Raw genomic sequence first — 16393 nt, 5'->3', positions numbered from 1 at the left:
GCTTAAATTTTTTGCGTATTATTTAGCTTTTTCATTCCTTTAATAAATAAACGGTAACCCATCTTCTTCCGAATCTCTGGGCTATAGCTTCACTTTCTACAAATATATCTATCCTTTCTCCCTTAATTGCGCCTCCCGTATCCTCAGCCCGTGCAAATCCATATCCTTCCACATACAGCTTGCTTCCTAAGGGAATTACCTCGGGATCTACTGCTACTACACCGACCCGCGGCTTTGTCCCCATTCTGGTCAAATTACCGGTATAAGTATAGGCAGTAGCCAGCATCCGGTATTTTGCAGTGTAAGCAAATTCTACTCCTCCACGGGATGCTACCATTAAGCCTCCTCTTACTATTATTTGCGGCTTTGCAGGCTTCGTTATTACTTTCCGAGTACTTTTGTCAACCACCTTACCGTTTTCATAAACTATCGTTGTAATAATTTTTTCTTCACCGTCTTCTCCCTGCTGAATAATATTCTGTTTGCCAAAATGCAGGTTGTAATCTACCCTGGTTATGGTTTTAAAAGGTATCTTCCTTACCTCTTCAATAACTTTCTCATCTATCCTTGTTATTTTAATTTCTGTAGAATTATTTATTACTTCATCTTTTTGGGGCACTACTTTGTCTTTTTCTTGCAAATTTAAGCCCGCTTTTTTTATTATATTTTCTACACTGTCTGCTAAGGTATTCACCGTTATTTCTTTACCACCGTCGATAATTTTCACCGGAAAAGCTCTATAAATAATAATCTTGTCTTTTTCTTTTAATTTTTGGGAGGACTCCGGTAAAACTTTGTCATCCCTGGAAAGAATAATATTTTTCTCTTTTAAAAGTTCTCCCACAGTGGTGGAAAAAGTTTTAACTTTCATTTCTCTATTGTTATCAACTATGGTAACCGATTTTTCCAAATATGTATAGCCCAAAGCCGCAGAAAAAACAAAGAAAGCAACTAAAAAGGAGGCAATACTATTTTTGAAAAATTTTAATTTCAATTACACTCCTCCTTACATTTTTAAGTTATAAAAATATAATGGCAAGCGGCAATAAAAGGGCTTAGGCTATATTAATTCTATAAAAATTTACGAATTCCTCCTTTTTTAACAAATTTTTTTGATAAATTTTTGAATACCACTTATTATATATAGTATGCTACAAATTCTAAAAAAAATACGGCAAAAGTAAAACGGGACGTTTAGCCCCGTTTATGCATTTTCTTTCTTTATCCTCATTAAAGCCTTCTTCATGCGGTTATACCCTTCCGTCAAATCTTCTTCCGTTACCGTTAGAATCGGCCTGAACCTTACTCCCTTTACACCCGTCGGCAATACCAGCATCCGCTCTTCAAAACAATATTTCAAAAATTTACCCCTCAGTTCCTGATCGGGAAAATCAAAGGCCGCCATTAACCCTTTATACCTTACGTTCCCCACCAGCTCGGGAAATTCGTCTTCTAAAGCATGTAAATATTTATGCAGTATCTTGGATACCTCGTTTACATGGCCAAGTACATCGTCCTCTTTTATTATCTCAAGAATCCTGGTAGAGCGCACCATATCCACTATGTTCCCGCCCCAGGTGGAGTTTATACGGCTGCTTTCTACAAAACAGTTCCTCTCTACCTCATCCACCCTCCTCGTGGATAATATGCCGCATACCTGTGACTTTTTACCAAAAGCAAATATATCCGGCTCCACTCCGTAATGCTGAAATGCCCACATTTTACCGGTTATTCCCATACCACACTGCACTTCATCGAATATTAGCATTATCTCGTTCTCATCGCATATCTCCCTCAGTGCCCTGAAAAACTCCGGTCTAAAATGGTTGTCTCCTCCCTCTCCCTGGATGGTTTCAATTATAATGGCACATATATCATCGGGGTTGTCGGCAATAGCTTTTTTGATCTGGTTTATTGCCTCTTCCTCTGCCCTTTTCACTTCATCTAAGTGCTTTTCTAAAGGCCAGACTATCTTGGGATTTGTTATCCTGGGCCAATCGTTAAATTTGGTAAAGTACATATATTTTCTCGGATCCGCCGTATTTGTGAGGGAAAGGGTATAACCCGACCTTCCGTGAAAGGCCTCTTTAAAGTGTATAACCTTGGTTCCCTTCTGAGCGCTTTCTTTATAGCCTTTATCAATGTTTTTCCTTACCTTCCAGTCCATAGCCACCTTTAGTGCATTCTCTACTGCTAAAGTCCCGTAATCTATTAAGAAAAGGTGAACAAAATTTTCCGGTGCGGCAACTTCCATAAAGGTTTTTACAAACTGAGCCATTTCCACCGTATATATATCCGAATTGGCCACTTTATTGACAGCAGCTCTGAAGACTCTTTCTTTAAATTCCTCGTTGGCAAGTTTTGGATGGTTTAAACCCAGTGGTGATGAGGCAAAGAAGGTATAAAAGTCTAAGTAATCGGTTCCATCCTTAGCATCCACAATGTGGCTACCATAAGATTTTTCTAAATCAATTACAATAGGAAAGCCATCCACCAAAATATACTTTTCAAGGGTAGGAATTACTTCATGAGGTGAAAGCATATAAAAACCTCCTTTTAAATATTTGAAAATTTAATTTTACGGGATTTAAATAAAATCTCATATTGTGTAATTTATTGCAATTTTTGTGCCATTTTAATTTCCCTTAATTTATCTGAAAAAACATAATAAAAAATGCCCATAATTAAGCATGAATAGCTTAATCACAGGCATATTATTTTCATAAAATTTATATTTGTGTAACTGGCGGGAGTATGTGGGAATCGAACCCACCTCGGAGGTTTTGCCCCCGATGCTGGTTTTGAAGACCAGAAGGCCCACCAGGACCTATCTACTCCCGCATCCAATTATATCAGAAAAATTCCTCAAAGTAAACTTTTAATCAGAAATTCTGCTTCCGGGTATTCTTACATCTTTTATTCTTCTGGTAAAGTAGATACCATCAAAATACTCCAGAATCGGCAAAGCGTATTTTCTCGATGTATTTAGCATATCCCTGAATTGTGACACAGAAATTTCTTTGTTTTTTTGAAAATGATTTTTTAATAATTCTTTCGCTTTTTCCACCCAGATTTTATGCATATAAATTTCATCGTTTAATTTAATAAGACTGCCTTCTAAGACGAGGTAACTTAATATTGATTTTATTTTTCCCTCCTCGAAGTCCTTTAAAAGCTGTACCACCTCTTCTACCGCAGGTGGCGTCCATCCTTTCTCCTCATAAATTTTAAGCAGCTTGTCTTTTAGTTGTTCTTCTTTTTGTTTCAGGACTATTTTATAACCTTTTCTTTTAAGGTATTTTCCACTGCCTTCAAAATAGCCTTCCTGAACCCACTTTGATAAAAACAACTCAAATACCTTAGATTCGAGACTTAATCTGCTTTTTAGTTCTTCTTTTGAAATTCCTTCACTAAAGGGGTTTTTAAGATGATAATTTTCTACTATTTCTTTTGCCTTTTCTGTTAAATTATCATAATAATCCATGTCGCACAATATTTCTTCATTACCGGATTTTAAAAAGATAACTAAATTATCGTTTACAAGGGAATCGACCACAGATTTTATAGTTTCATAATTTTTCCCGAGGTAGGGAATCAGATCTGTAATTGAAGTAACGGGTTTCCCGAAAAGGGATAAATAAACTAATATAAATTCTTTTATTCCCCCATTTACAATATCTTCCAGACCTTTCACAGCAATATCTATTTTTTCCTTTTTAATTTTAGCAGGATTTACAAAAATTACTTTGCCCCCTCCGATGGTATGTACAGGAGAATACCTTCTTATCACAAAATAATCTTCATATGTCACGGGAACGGCTTCTTCAAAGTGTATAATAGCAAAGGCCTGTTCCCCGGGCAAAATTTCTTCCCTGTTTATAATAGATATTCTCCCCAAGTACTCCCCGGTTCCCGCGTGAAACCTGACCCGTTCCCTGTTTTTTAAAGATTTTTCCGCGTCTTCCAAAAGTTTAACATTAATTACTGCTTTTTCTACCGGTTGCATCGAGCCGGGTACGGAAATTACATCTCCTCTCTTTATATCGTCGGGTTTTACATCCACTAAGTTAATTGCAGTTCGCTGTCCAGCAAAAGCTTTTTCCTTGCTTTCTCCGTGCACCTCAATTGATCTTACTTTGCTTTTTATCTTTTCAGGGTAGATCTCAACGGCATCTCCTACCGATACGTATCCGCAAATCAAACTACCCGTAACTATTGTGCCAATCCCTGGGATAGTAAAAACCCTGTCAACCGGCAACCTGAAAGGAGAAAAAAGATCTTTCTCAAATTCCTGTTGAGTCATCTCCTGGATCTTTTGCACAAGTAAGTCCAAACCTTCCCCCGTCTTTGAAGAGACTGGTATTATAGGAGCATCCTTTAGAAAGCTCGTTTTCACCGTTTCTTTTACCTCTTCCACAACCATTTCCAGCCAATCATTATCCACCAGGTCCTTTTTTGTAATTACAATAATACCTTTTTTTGTATTTAAGAGCTCTAATATGTTCAAATGTTCCTTAGTCTGAGGCATTATACCCTCATCGGCTGCTATTACAAGGAGAACAAGATCGATACCTCCTACTCCTGCCAGCATATTTTTAACAAATTTTTCGTGACCCGGCACATCTACTATTCCCACTTTTTTGCCATTCGGAAGGGTAAAATGAGCAAAGCCCAAATCAATAGTAATTCCTCTCTCCTTTTCTTCCTTTAATCTATCGGTATCAATCCCCGTTAAAGCTTTTATCAAGGTAGTCTTACCATGATCAATATGCCCTGCAGTGCCGATAATTATATTTCCCATACTATCTTCCCCACCATGTCAATAGTATAAAATATATCTTCCTCGTTCATCGTTCTTACATCAAGTAAATATTCATTTTTGTTGATGCGACCTATAACGGGAATCTTGGCCGACCTTAATCTTTTCGAAATTTCTTCGGGTTCCAAACCGTAAACCCTTAAGGCAACTACTTTCGTAGGCAGCTGAACACCCGGAAGGGAGCCCCCTCCAACTTCTGAAAGGTCATCAAGAACCACGGCATTACCCTTTTCCTTCAAAATCGAGTTTAAACCTTCTGCCAATTTTTCTGCATCCTTTTGTAAGGTTTCTAAATCCTTTGATATCATTTTTATCACCGGGATTTTTTCCATGTTTCCTTCCAAATATATTTTTAATATTGCTTCCAAGGATGCAAGGGTAAGCTTATCGATTCTCAATGCTCTGTTTAGAGGGTGTTTTTTAATTTTTTCAATTATTTCCCTTCGGCCTACAATAATCCCCGCTTGAGGACCTCCCAGCAGTTTATCTCCGCTGAAGGTAACCACATCAACTCCCGCCTTAACAGAATCCTGTACTGTGGGTTCATAGGGAATCCCGTATTTTCTAAGATCAACCAGAACGCCACTACCCAGGTCTTCCATAAAGACCAAATCATATTTTTCCGCCAGCTTTTTTAATTCATACCTTTCCACACTGGAAGTAAATCCGATAATTCTGTAATTGCTCGTATGTACTTTCAATAAAAGGGATGTATTTTCATTAATTGCCCTTTCATAATCGTATAAATGAGTTTTATTTGTAGTCCCCACTTCCACAAGTTTTGCTCCGCTCTGGAGCATTACATCGGGTATCCTGAAACTCCCGCCTATTTCAATTAACTCTCCCCGGGATACAATTACTTCTTTGCCTTTAGAAAGTGCAGAAAGGCAAAGAAGTACCGCTCCGGCATTATTATTTACCACCATCGCATCTTCAGCACCAGTAAGGTCTATTAAAAGATTCTTTACATGAGAATACCTTTCCCCTCTTTCACCTTCATCCAGGTCAAATTCTAAATTTGAATAGCCGGAAGCTATATTATTAATGTTTTCCAGCACCTCTTTCGGCAGGGGAGCCCTTCCCAAATTTGTGTGCAGTACTACACCCGTAGCATTTATCACCTTTTTTAAACTGAAAGACTTATATTCTTCTAATTTCTTAATAATAATTTTTAACGCTTCTTTTATTAGATTTTCTTCCGTTAACTTTTCCTTCGAATGGCAGGAAGTTTCCGATAGGATTAGTTGCTCTCTTAATTCATTTACAGCTTCTCTTGCGGCTTTCAAAACCACATTTTTCCCGTAAAAGTAAACCAATTCCTTTATCTCAGGCCTTTCTATCAAATCTCCTATTTTTGGAAGCTTCCTTAAGGTTTCATTTAGACTCAAATCCATCCACTCCTAAAATTATTCGGTTTTTATTAAATCTTTTATGTCTTGAAACTTTTTATCACCGATACCGGCTACATTTTTTATTTCATCTATTTTTTTAAAAGGACCATGAGTATTTCTATAATCAATAATCCTTTTAGCCAGCGAAGGTCCTATACCCGGCAGCTTGTCCAGTTCGGTCTCATCCGCAGTATTAATATTAATTCTCCCATCCTTTACAGAATTTCCGGAGTCGCTTTCATTCACGTAAGGAATGTGTATTTTTTCCTCATCGGTTAATTTTTTGGCAAGATTTACGCTCAACAAATCAGCATTTTCACCTAATCCTCCGGCAATTTCCACCAAATCTTTTACCCGGTCTCCATCCCTTAATTTATATACACCGGGGTTTTTGACGGCACCGGTGACATATACGTAAATATCCTTTTCTATTACCTCTGTATCTTTTAAATTCTCGGCACTCTCTAATTTAAAAGCCACTTCTTCCTGTCCGACCATATTTTTAAAAAAGAAAGCAAGCAAAAATACTAATACTAAAATTATCAATACTAAAATCTTTTCTCTTTTTGACAAATTAAATTTATCCCCGATCATTTCAAAAAGCCCCTCAGTATTACATCCACTGCCTCATCTTCGGAGAGCCCCAAGGTCATGAGTTTTAGAAGCTGGTCCTGAGCTATCTTTCCTATTGCTGCTTCATGGGTAAGTTCAGCATCGGGGTGTTCCGCAGAAATTGCTGGGGAAGAGCTTATTTTCCCGTTCTCCATAATTATAGAATCACATACCACATGTCCCCTGGATTTTGCTCTCGCAATAATTTCCGGTTTAAAAATCTGTTTGGAATTTTCCTTTGCTACCGATCTGGATATTACCTCTGCGCTTGCACCTTCTCCTTCAAGAATTATGTTTATTTTTGAGATAGCTTCCTGATTACCATGAGTTAAAAGTCTCTCGGTAATTACTAATTTTCCTCCTTTTTTTACTATTGCATCGGTTACTCTTACTGTGCTGTCAACTCCTTTAAGCTGGGTCAGTTCCATTTCTGCAATGGAATTCTCTTCCAAAATTAGAACGGTTTTTGGGTTCAAAACCCTTTCCCCTTTACCCTCTCCTCCTCCGAAATGTTTTTCGATGTATTTCATTTTCGCTCCTTTTTTTACTCTTATCTCATGAATACCATCATGCTGAGATTTTTTAGAACCCGGATTGTGAATTCCACAACCTGCGATCAAAATTACATCGGAATTCTCCCCAATCTCAATGGTATTGTATACCACATCGGTAATACCGGATAATGTTAACAAAACGGGAAAATGAACTGCTTCGTTTCTTGTATTAGGTGCTACGTAAATATTTATGCCTGACTTATCTTTCTTGGGTTCTATCGTAATATTCTTTGTAGATTTTCTTTCAATACCCTGCCCATCCTTTCGTATGTTAATAGCTCCTGCAGGTATATCGTGAAGATCGGCTATAGTCTTTAATAACTCACGATCTAAAGCATCTAATGTCATCCTTTTCGCCCTCCTCGCAGTTTTCCCAGGAATCACAGCGGAATTTGTATTTCAAAAGCTCTAACATTTTATCACTTTGACCCATTTCTTTTATTTCTCCATCGGACATTAAAATTATTTCATCGGCTATGGAAAGCACCCTTTCATGATGGGTAATTACAATTGTAATTATATCTTTGCTATGGTGATCTTTAATTAGCCTTAAAATACCTTCAAAGCTCCACAAATCCACCCCTGCTTCCGGTTCATCGTAAATTACCACTTTGGAAGGCTTCAACAGGACGGTGGCCAATTCAATCCTTTTTATCTCTCCTCCGGATAGGCTTGAATCGCACTGCCTTTCCAAGTATTCTTCCGGGCACAATCCTACCGCTTTCAATAATTTTCTAAAATCTTTCTGCCCTGCGTCCTTTGCAGCAACTTTTAATATATCACTTACAGTAAGGCCTTTAAATCTTGCCGGATATTGAAATGCATAACTTATTCCTTTATTTGCCCTGTCCGTGATGCTATAGGAGGTAATGTCCTCTTCGTCCAAAATTACAGAGCCCTTTGTGTTTCTATAAATCCCCATTATGGTCTTAGCCAGAGAAGTTTTTCCTCCTCCGTTAGGGCCCGTAATTGCATAAAATTTTCCTTTTTCCAGATTCAAATTAATATTTTTTAATATTTCCACGTTACCCGTACCATTTGGCATTTCTACATAAAGAGATTCAATTTTAAGCAATGTAAAATATCCCCCTTTCGTTAAGCTAAATATGATTCAGGACCACATCCCTGGTCCTTTCCCGAATCATCTGAAGTAATATTTTTGCAGGAACCGGCAGCCTGCGATTTTTCAGGTAAACGAGATTATACGAATACTTCCAGACTTTATTTTCACAGTTCAATAACTTTAGATGCCCCAGTGCAATATCCTGTTTTACCGAGATATAGGGCATAATTGAAATCCCTAAATTTGCCGAAACGGCGTTCTTTATCGCATCTATACTTCCCAGCATTAACCCTATATTCAGAGGAATTTTTAAATCTGTTTTAATTATATCCTCTACTATTTCATAGAGATTCGAATGAGGTTCATGGGTAATAAAATCCTGATCTACCAATTGATTCCTTTCCACAAAGTTTAATAGAGCAAGCTTATTTGTGGGAGAACATACGAGGACCATAAAATCATCTACCAGCCTCTCAATTTCCACACTTTCCTTTTCTGAAATTTCCCCTCCGATTACAGCAAAATCAAGCCTCCCTATCAAAATCTGTTTTTGTATCTCATAAGTATTTCCAATATGAAGGTTGATTTTTACTTCAGGGTACTTGCCTTTAAATTCCCCTAAAATCTTTGGCAGAACATAAATACCTGGGGTATTACTTGCCCCTATATTAATGTGTCCGAGCATTTTTTCTCTCAATTTAGGTATTTGAGACTCCATTTCTTCTATTAATGCAAAAATCTTTTTAGTATACTCGAAAATAAACTGCCCATCTTTACTCAGATAAATGTTCTTACCATATTTTTCGATTAACTTCAGCCCCAGTTCTTCTTCTAATTTCTTTATTTGTTTTGATATTGCAGGCTGACTTATGTGGAGTTCTTCCGAAGTTTTTGTAAAACTCATATTCTGGGCGACCTTATGAAATAGCCAGAGAGCATAAAGTTCCATTCTCACAACCACCTTAATATAACTTTAAGTTATAAACAATTAAAACCAATTTAATTTTACCACATATTCTTTATATTTTATAAAATATATACCTTTGATTTAAATTTTTTTAATTCATTAATATTAATTTTATCACATTAAGTAAGAAAAGCGAAAAAAACAGGTTGGGATAAAACCCAACCCCGTTATTTTACTACAATATTTACCAATTTGTTCGGGACAGTGATAATTTTTATAATTTGTTTATTTTGTAAATAAGAAGATACTTTTTCACTGCTCAGTGCCGCCGATTCAAGCTCTTCTTCGGTTATATCAGCAGGAACGAGTATTTTTGCTCTCACCTTTCCGTTAATCTGAACCACTACCTCGACTTCTTCTTCTAAAATAGCTTTTTCATCGTATTTTGGCCAGGGCATCAAATGTATGCTCCCCTTGTTCCCAATCCTTTCCCATAATTCCTCGGTAATATGCGGGGCAAAAGGCGCCAGCATCAACAGTAAATTTTCTACCGCTTCTTTTACCACATCCCCTGAAATTTCTTCCTTTAAAGAGTTGATGCCGTTGACCATTTCCATTATTGCACTTATTGCTGTGTTAAAATTAAACCTTTCTTCAATATCTGTTGTAACTTTTTTAATTGTTTTATGGATTAAACGGCGTGCATTTTTATCGATGTGCTCGTTTTTCACCGGTTCTGCGAACTTTTCCGAGAGTTCCTCAACAAGTCGCCATACCCTTGAAAGGAATCTGAAGCAGCCCTCAACACCCTGATCGCTCCATTCCAGGTCCTTTTCAGGTGGCGACGCAAAAAGGATAAAGAGTCTTGCTGTATCCGCTCCGTATTTTTCTACTATTTCTTCAGGGCTTACAATATTTCCAAGGGATTTTGACATTTTTGCGCCATCTTTTAGTACCATTCCCTGGGTCAATAAATTTGTGAAAGGCTCATCTACATGAACAAGGCCGGCGTCTCGCATTGCTTTATTGAAAAACCTCGAATACATAAGGTGAAGTATGGCATGTTCTACCCCGCCAATATACTGATCTACGGGCATCCAGTACTTCAATTTTGTTTCATCAAAAGGTTTTTCGCTGTTTTTAGGATCGGTGTATCTATAGTAATACCAGGAGGAGCACATAAAAGTGTCCATTGTATCCGTTTCCCTCTTGGCAGGGCTATTACATTTGGGGCAGGTGGTATTTAAAAATTCTTCACATAAAAGTAGTGGCGAAGTGCCCTTGGGGTTAAATTCTACATTTTCCGGAAGCAATACGGGCAACTGTTCTTCCGGAACCGGCACTATGCCGCATTTTTCGCAGTAGATAACAGGAATGGGAGCCCCCCAGTACCTCTGTCTCGAAATAAGCCAGTCCCTTAACTTGTAATTTATCGTGATTTTTCCGATTCCCTTTTGTTCCATGAATTTACCTATTTCCTTTTTGGCTTCTTCACTCTGCATCCCGGTAAAGGCACCCGAATTGATAAGCACACCCGCCTCCGTAAAGGCTTTTTCCATCTCTTCTATTTTCAAGTAGCCTTCAACAGGCTTAATTACTAATTTCATCGGTAAATTATATTTTTTAGCGAATTCGAAATCCCTTTGGTCGTGAGCAGGAACACCCATAACCGCACCGGTTCCGTAATCCAGAAGAACATAGTTCGCAATCCATATGGGTATTCGCTCGTTATTAACCGGATTAATTGCATAGGCCCCTATAAAAAGACCTTCTTTTTCCGTTTCCGTAGAGGTTCTTGTTATCTCGTTTAATTTTTCCATTTTTTTCTGAAATTCTTTTACTTCTTTTTCATAGGGAGTCCCTTCGGAAAGGGTGTTCACCAATGGATGTTCCGGAGCAAGAACCAAATAAGTTACGCCAAAAATGGTATCGGGCCTTGTTGTAAAAACTGCTATTTTATCATTGGTTTTTTCCGCAGTAAAGCAAACCTCTACCCCTTCGCTTTTTCCTATCCAGTTTTGCTGCATTATTTTTACTTTTTCAGGCCATCCCGGGAGTTTTTTAAGGTCTTCCAGTAATTCCTCCGCATATTCGGTAATCTTAAAAAACCATTGTTCAAGATTTTTCTTCCCTACTTCGGTACCACATCTTTCGCATTTGCCATCCACCACCTGTTCGTTAGCAAGAACAGTAGCACAGGAAGGACACCAGTTCACATATGCTTTTTTTCGATAAGCGAGACCCATTTCATACAATTTCAGGAAGAACCATTGAGTCCATTTATAGTAATCGGGATGACAGGTAGCAACTTCCCTATCCCAGTCATAACTAATACCCAGTTCTTTTAATTGCCTTTTCATATTGTTTATATTATCCCATGTCCATTTTGCCGGATGAATCTTATGCTTGATAGCCGCATTCTCCGCCGGTAAACCGAAGGCGTCCCATCCCATAGGATGAAGGACATTATAACCGTTCATTCTCTTGTACCTTGCCACAACATCGCCTATGGAATAATTTCTGACATGACCCATATGTAATTTCCCCGAGGGATAAGGAAACATTTCCAAGCAATAGTATTTGGGTTTTTCCGTGTCTTCATAGACCTTATAAATCTTTTGCTCTTCCCAGATTTTCTGCCATTTTTGTTCGATCCTTTTAAAGTCGTAGACCATAATAAACCTCCTTTTTCTGTCTTTCTTAAACATATAAAAAAAGGCTCCTCCCTCTTTTAGGGGCGAGAAGCCTTTTCCTCGCGGTACCACCCTAATTGGCAAAAGCCCGCTCTTTGCATTTTAACGCCTGCCGGCAGTTAAGACAAGGCGAGTTCAAGGACTTCCTCTCCGGAATCTCACCCACCTCCGGTCTCTGTAAGAGAAAGCTTCCTTTACTACTCCTTGTCGGAAAAATACACGATTATTTTTTAGCTAATATTATATGTTAAATCCTTTCTGCTGTCAACATTAATGGTAATCGCATCCGCCCACAATCTCTCTAAATCATAATATTCTCTATCCGGACCGTTGAAAATATGAATGATAACATCTCCGTAATCTAATAGTATCCATCTTGCTTCATTGTAACCTTCTATACCCTTAGGAAATATACCGCTCTCTGAAAGCTTTTCTTCCACTTCATCCGCTAAAGCTCTCACATGTATAGCATTAGAACCCGTAGCAATTACAAAATAATCAGCCAGTACGGTTAATCTACTGATATCCAGAATAACGACATCCCTTGCTTTTTTTTCATCAAGGATTTTTGCTGCCTTTTGTGCAAGCTGTTCGGGAACAAAAGTCATTTTTATTTTTTCCCTCCAAACGTAATTTTCTTGTTTGTCACTAATTATTCTTTATATCTTTTCCCAGAATAATCGTAGCTACATCGTCGTTACTATTTTCATCTTCTTTCAATATTGGATTATTCAATACTTTTGATATTTCCTTTGCATACTCGGGCTTTTCTTTGGGGTATAAAACGGTGGTAGTGTCATAGTCGAAACTATCCGCGTTGGCAACTTTTACCACGGTAAATCCCATAGATTCCAATTTCTTTGCAATCTCGTTGGCAACCCCCGAATATCCACTTCCGTTTAAAACTGCTACTTTTATTCCATTTTTATCGTAAAATATAGCATTTACCAACTCCTTAACTTTCTCCTCTTCAGGTATAAAGTAACTTACTCCTCCTATATACTGCCCGGTACCGGGAAGGGTATAAGTTTCCACATCTTCTTCCTTTAATTGCCTTGCAAAATTAGCCAGTTTAACAAGGTTTACAGGGCTGATATCGGTTTTCACATTTTCCTGTACAATCTGAATTAGCTTGGGTATTTTCAGTATATTGGCGGGTTGGAGTAAGGCTTTTGCAGTAGCCTTGAGGAATTTTTGCTGCGCTCTTACCCTTGCTATGTCTCCCTCCGGGTAATGTCTGAACCTTACAAATTGTTCGGCTTTTTCCCCATCCAGTACCTGTAGTCCCGGTTTAAGATCTATATGAAGGTTCCCCGCATTATCATCATATTTCATTCTCCGATCAATTTCTATTTCAACTCCGCCAATAGCATCGACGATTTTTTTAAAACCTTCATAATTTACCGTAACGTAATAATGCACGGGGACATTGAGTAATTTGCTTACCACATCCACAGCAAGGTCAGGACCTCCAAAGGCCATAGCTGCATTTATCTTCTGGAATCCCTCCCCCGGTAAAACCACCCTCGTATCCCTCGGAATAGATAGCACATTGACCTTTTTCTCCTTTAAATCCAGACTAAAAAGCATCATGGTGTCGGAACGGTATCTATTGTGCTTTTCATCGGCACCGATGGTACCTGCATCAAGTCCCAAAAGCAAAATATTTACATGGCCATTTTTTTCAGCCTCTTGTAAAACAGAATCCTGTTCCCCATCAGTATTTTGATTGCTCAATAAATTTCTATAAGTAAAATAAAAACCGCTTCCAAATGAAAGCGCAAAAAATAAAATAATCGCTATAAACACCTTAAAATACCTTTTCATTTTTCTCCCCTCTTGTTCCTCCGGTTTTTTAATAGCATATTTCGTGCAGCTATTGTCCTTGGATGAAGAAGTGAATTTTTTTTCAATACGTACACTATGGTCGAATTTAAACCCATCAAGACCCCTTCATCCAAATCCTCATAAGTTTTATTCCTGATATCCTCCACTCCGGGGAAATTTCTGCCGGGTTCTATATAATCGGCAATGTATATAATTTTATCAAGTAATGTCATATTTTCATCGCCGGTAGTATGAATTTCGATAGCCTTTAATATTTCTTTGTCCTTAATACCAAATTTTATTTCAGCTAATTTCGCACCTACTGGACCGTGCAGCAAAACCCTTTCAAAATACGTAATTTCATCTAAAAGTATACCAAACTCAATGGCTAATTTCAACTGTTCCTCTTCAGGTATATCTTTAGCGCAGTCATGGAGCAACCCTGCAATTGCCGCTTTATATTCCGAAACCCCATACTTTCTTGCAAGGTTTATTGCAGTCCCCATTACTCCAATGGAATGAAGATATCGTTCTTCGGATAATTCTTTTTTCAATACACGTTTATATAAATCTAAATCTAATTGCATAGGCAACTCACCTGTAAAGGTTATTCTTTAAAATATAATATTCCACAGCCTCCGGTACCAGGTATTTTATAGATTGACCGTTTTTAACCTTTTTTCTTATCTCTGTGGAAGAAATGGCCATTCCGGTTACTTTTAAAACAAAGATATCCTTTCCGTAAATCTCCTTGACTTCCTTTACCTTTCGTTCCAACTGTTCGCTGGTGTATCCCGGCCTGGTAGCGGCTATGAAGGTGCAATAATTCATTACTTCCTCTACCTTTTTCCAGGTAAGTATATCTAAGATAGCATCAGCTCCCGAAATAAAAAAAATTTCCACCGCATCTTTATATTTTTCCTTGAACCATTTAAGCGTATCTACCGTATACGTATAACCTTCTCTATCTATTTCTACCCGCGAAACTTCAAAAAAAGGATTACTGTTCACAGCAAGGGCAGTCATAATGTATCGGTGCTCTGCATCGGTAACGGGATAATCCTTTTTATGAGGAGGATTTCCTGCAGGTATAAATATTACTTTTGAAAGATCAAAATTTGTCCTTGCTTCCTCGGCAGCTACCAGGTGACCGTAATGAATGGGATCGAAGGTGCCTCCCATAAGCCCAATTTTCTTTTTAGTCAAAATGTTCCCTCCCACAATTATTCAAAAAAGTAAAATTCCGCATCCCCAATTTTTACAATATCCCCTTCTTTTATGCCTTTTTGTTTCAGCATATCGTCAATCCCCATTTTCTTAAAAGCCCTTTGCAACCTCTTAACAGCGGACTCATTTTCTAAATCGGTCATTGCTACCAATCTTTCTACGACCTTTCCCTTTACATAAAATACGTTACCGCCTTTTTCTACTGATATTTCATCCTCTTTTTTATAAGTGTATTTTTTTACTCCTTCTTCGATATTATATTTATCGTTATCTTTTACACTCTTTTCTAAATACTCCACAATCCTATTTATTAAGTCCTTAATACCAAATCCGGTGGCTCCTGAAATGGGAATAACTTCATATCCTTCTTTTGAAAGCCTTTCCAATATTTTAGGAAAATTTTCCCGGGATTCCTCTAAATCCATCTTATTTACAGCTACAATTTGCGGTTTTTCTATAAGTTTTATGCTAAAGTTCTTTAATTCCTCGTTAATCTTATAAAAGCCCTCTATTGGATCTATTTCAAAACCGGAACCGTCAAGGACATGGACAAGTAATTTTGTCCTTTCAATATGGCGTAAAAATTCATGTCCCAGTCCTAACCCTTCATGAGCACCTTCTATAAGACCAGGTATATCAGCAACCACAAAGCTTTTCCCCTCTGGACCCATATCTACGACGCCAAGGTTCGGCGTAAGGGTAGTGAAAGGGTAGTCGGCAATCTTGGGTTTTGCAGCCGTAATTCTGGAAAGTAGAGTAGACTTTCCCACATTGGGGAATCCAATCAAGCCCACATCTGCTAAAAGCTTTAATTCCAAAAGGATCCATTTTTCTTCACCGGGTTCTCCTTTTTCTGCAAAATCCGGAGCCTGATTAACCGACGATACAAAGCGGGCGTTCCCCCTACCGCCTCGTCCCCCTTTTGCAACAATAAACCTCTGATAAGGCTCCACCAGATCCGCCAGTATCTCAGAGGTTTGGGCATCTTTTACTATGGTTCCGGGAGGTACTTTTATTATAAGGTCTTCACCGTTTTTTCCGGCTTTATTGGATCCCTGACCGTGTTCCCCTTTTTCCGCCTTATAATGAACTTTATATTTAAAGTCCTGTAAGGTTGAAAGGTTTGGATCCACCTCTAAGATCACATCCCCTCCTTTACCTCCATCCCCCCCGCTGGGACCCCCTCTTGGTACATATTTTTCTCTTCTAAAAGCTACTGCCCCGTTGCCACCATCTCCACCTTTTACGTATATTTTTGCCACATCCACAAACATGCTAACCACCCTATAAGTATTTTTTT

General features: G+C 38.1%; 14 protein-coding genes and 1 tRNA gene. All 15 read right to left on the bottom strand.

Going from position 1 to position 16393, the window contains the following annotated elements; all coding sequences use genetic code 11:
* Positions 1-31: 31 nt before the first annotated feature.
* The 15 genes from ACPLOV_RS03740 to obgE all read right to left on the bottom strand — a co-directional run bounded on the left by ACPLOV_RS03740 (position 32) and on the right by obgE (position 16367).
* Positions 32-994 carry a ubiquitin-like domain-containing protein gene (locus ACPLOV_RS03740; protein ID WP_424909991.1) on the bottom strand — a complete coding sequence of 321 codons (963 nt, stop codon included), beginning with the start codon at positions 992-994 and terminating at the stop codon, positions 32-34.
* Positions 995-1204: 210 nt separating this feature from the next.
* Positions 1205-2542 carry an L-lysine 6-transaminase gene (gene lat / locus ACPLOV_RS03735; protein ID WP_424910664.1) on the bottom strand — a complete coding sequence of 446 codons (1338 nt, stop codon included), beginning with the start codon at positions 2540-2542 and terminating at the stop codon, positions 1205-1207.
* A gap of 202 nt (positions 2543-2744) precedes the next feature.
* Positions 2745-2839 (bottom strand) — tRNA-Sec (locus ACPLOV_RS03730).
* A gap of 39 nt (positions 2840-2878) precedes the next feature.
* Entirely contained in the window at positions 2879-4801 is a 1923-nt protein-coding gene (gene selB / locus ACPLOV_RS03725) for a selenocysteine-specific translation elongation factor (RefSeq protein WP_424910663.1), read from the bottom strand.
* On the bottom strand, positions 4789-6207 hold the full coding sequence (gene selA, locus ACPLOV_RS03720) for an L-seryl-tRNA(Sec) selenium transferase (protein WP_424910662.1): 1419 nt from the start codon (positions 6205-6207) through the stop codon (positions 4789-4791). The genes selB and selA overlap by 13 nt, the downstream gene beginning before the upstream one ends.
* Before the next feature lie 18 nt (positions 6208-6225).
* On the bottom strand, positions 6226-6804 hold the full coding sequence (locus ACPLOV_RS03715) for a helix-hairpin-helix domain-containing protein (protein WP_424910661.1): 579 nt from the start codon (positions 6802-6804) through the stop codon (positions 6226-6228).
* Entirely contained in the window at positions 6801-7724 is a 924-nt protein-coding gene (locus ACPLOV_RS03710; RefSeq protein WP_424908442.1) for a SufB/SufD family protein, read from the bottom strand. Before ACPLOV_RS03710 ends, ACPLOV_RS03715 begins: the two co-directional genes overlap by 4 nt.
* Positions 7699-8451 (bottom strand): ABC transporter ATP-binding protein, encoded by a 753-nt coding sequence (locus ACPLOV_RS03705; protein WP_424908441.1) that lies wholly within the window; start codon positions 8449-8451, stop codon positions 7699-7701. The genes ACPLOV_RS03710 and ACPLOV_RS03705 overlap by 26 nt, the downstream gene beginning before the upstream one ends.
* Before the next feature lie 25 nt (positions 8452-8476).
* Complete coding sequence (locus ACPLOV_RS03700) at positions 8477-9388, bottom strand: LysR family transcriptional regulator (RefSeq protein ID WP_424908440.1); 912 nt, start codon at positions 9386-9388, stop codon at positions 8477-8479.
* 185 nt (positions 9389-9573) lie between these two features.
* The gene (gene leuS / locus ACPLOV_RS03695) at positions 9574-12021 is read right to left on the bottom strand and encodes a leucine--tRNA ligase (protein ID WP_424910660.1); all 2448 of its coding nucleotides are present in this window, start codon (positions 12019-12021) and stop codon (positions 9574-9576) included.
* A 248-nt stretch (positions 12022-12269) separates the two neighbouring features.
* Positions 12270-12647: a ribosome silencing factor gene (gene rsfS / locus ACPLOV_RS03690; protein ID WP_424908438.1), complete on the bottom strand. Its 378-nt coding sequence runs from the start codon at positions 12645-12647 to the stop codon at positions 12270-12272.
* A gap of 40 nt (positions 12648-12687) precedes the next feature.
* Positions 12688-13866, bottom strand: coding sequence for an LCP family protein (locus ACPLOV_RS03685; protein WP_424910659.1), 1179 nt, complete (start codon positions 13864-13866; stop codon positions 12688-12690).
* Complete coding sequence (yqeK, locus tag ACPLOV_RS03680; protein ID WP_424910658.1) at positions 13863-14453, bottom strand: bis(5'-nucleosyl)-tetraphosphatase (symmetrical) YqeK; 591 nt, start codon at positions 14451-14453, stop codon at positions 13863-13865. The genes ACPLOV_RS03685 and yqeK overlap by 4 nt, the downstream gene beginning before the upstream one ends.
* Before the next feature lie 7 nt (positions 14454-14460).
* The gene (nadD, locus tag ACPLOV_RS03675) at positions 14461-15048 is read right to left on the bottom strand and encodes a nicotinate-nucleotide adenylyltransferase (RefSeq protein WP_424908447.1); all 588 of its coding nucleotides are present in this window, start codon (positions 15046-15048) and stop codon (positions 14461-14463) included.
* 41 nt (positions 15049-15089) lie between these two features.
* On the bottom strand, positions 15090-16367 hold the full coding sequence (gene obgE / locus ACPLOV_RS03670; protein WP_424910657.1) for a GTPase ObgE: 1278 nt from the start codon (positions 16365-16367) through the stop codon (positions 15090-15092).
* Positions 16368-16393: the final 26 nt, after the last annotated feature.

Source organism: Thermovenabulum sp., from assembly GCF_049723235.1.
GTDB lineage: Bacteria > Bacillota > Thermosediminibacteria > Thermosediminibacterales > Thermosediminibacteraceae > Thermovenabulum.
Note: the sequence above shows the minus strand (reverse complement) of the source record. Positions and strands in the feature narration are given on the sequence as shown.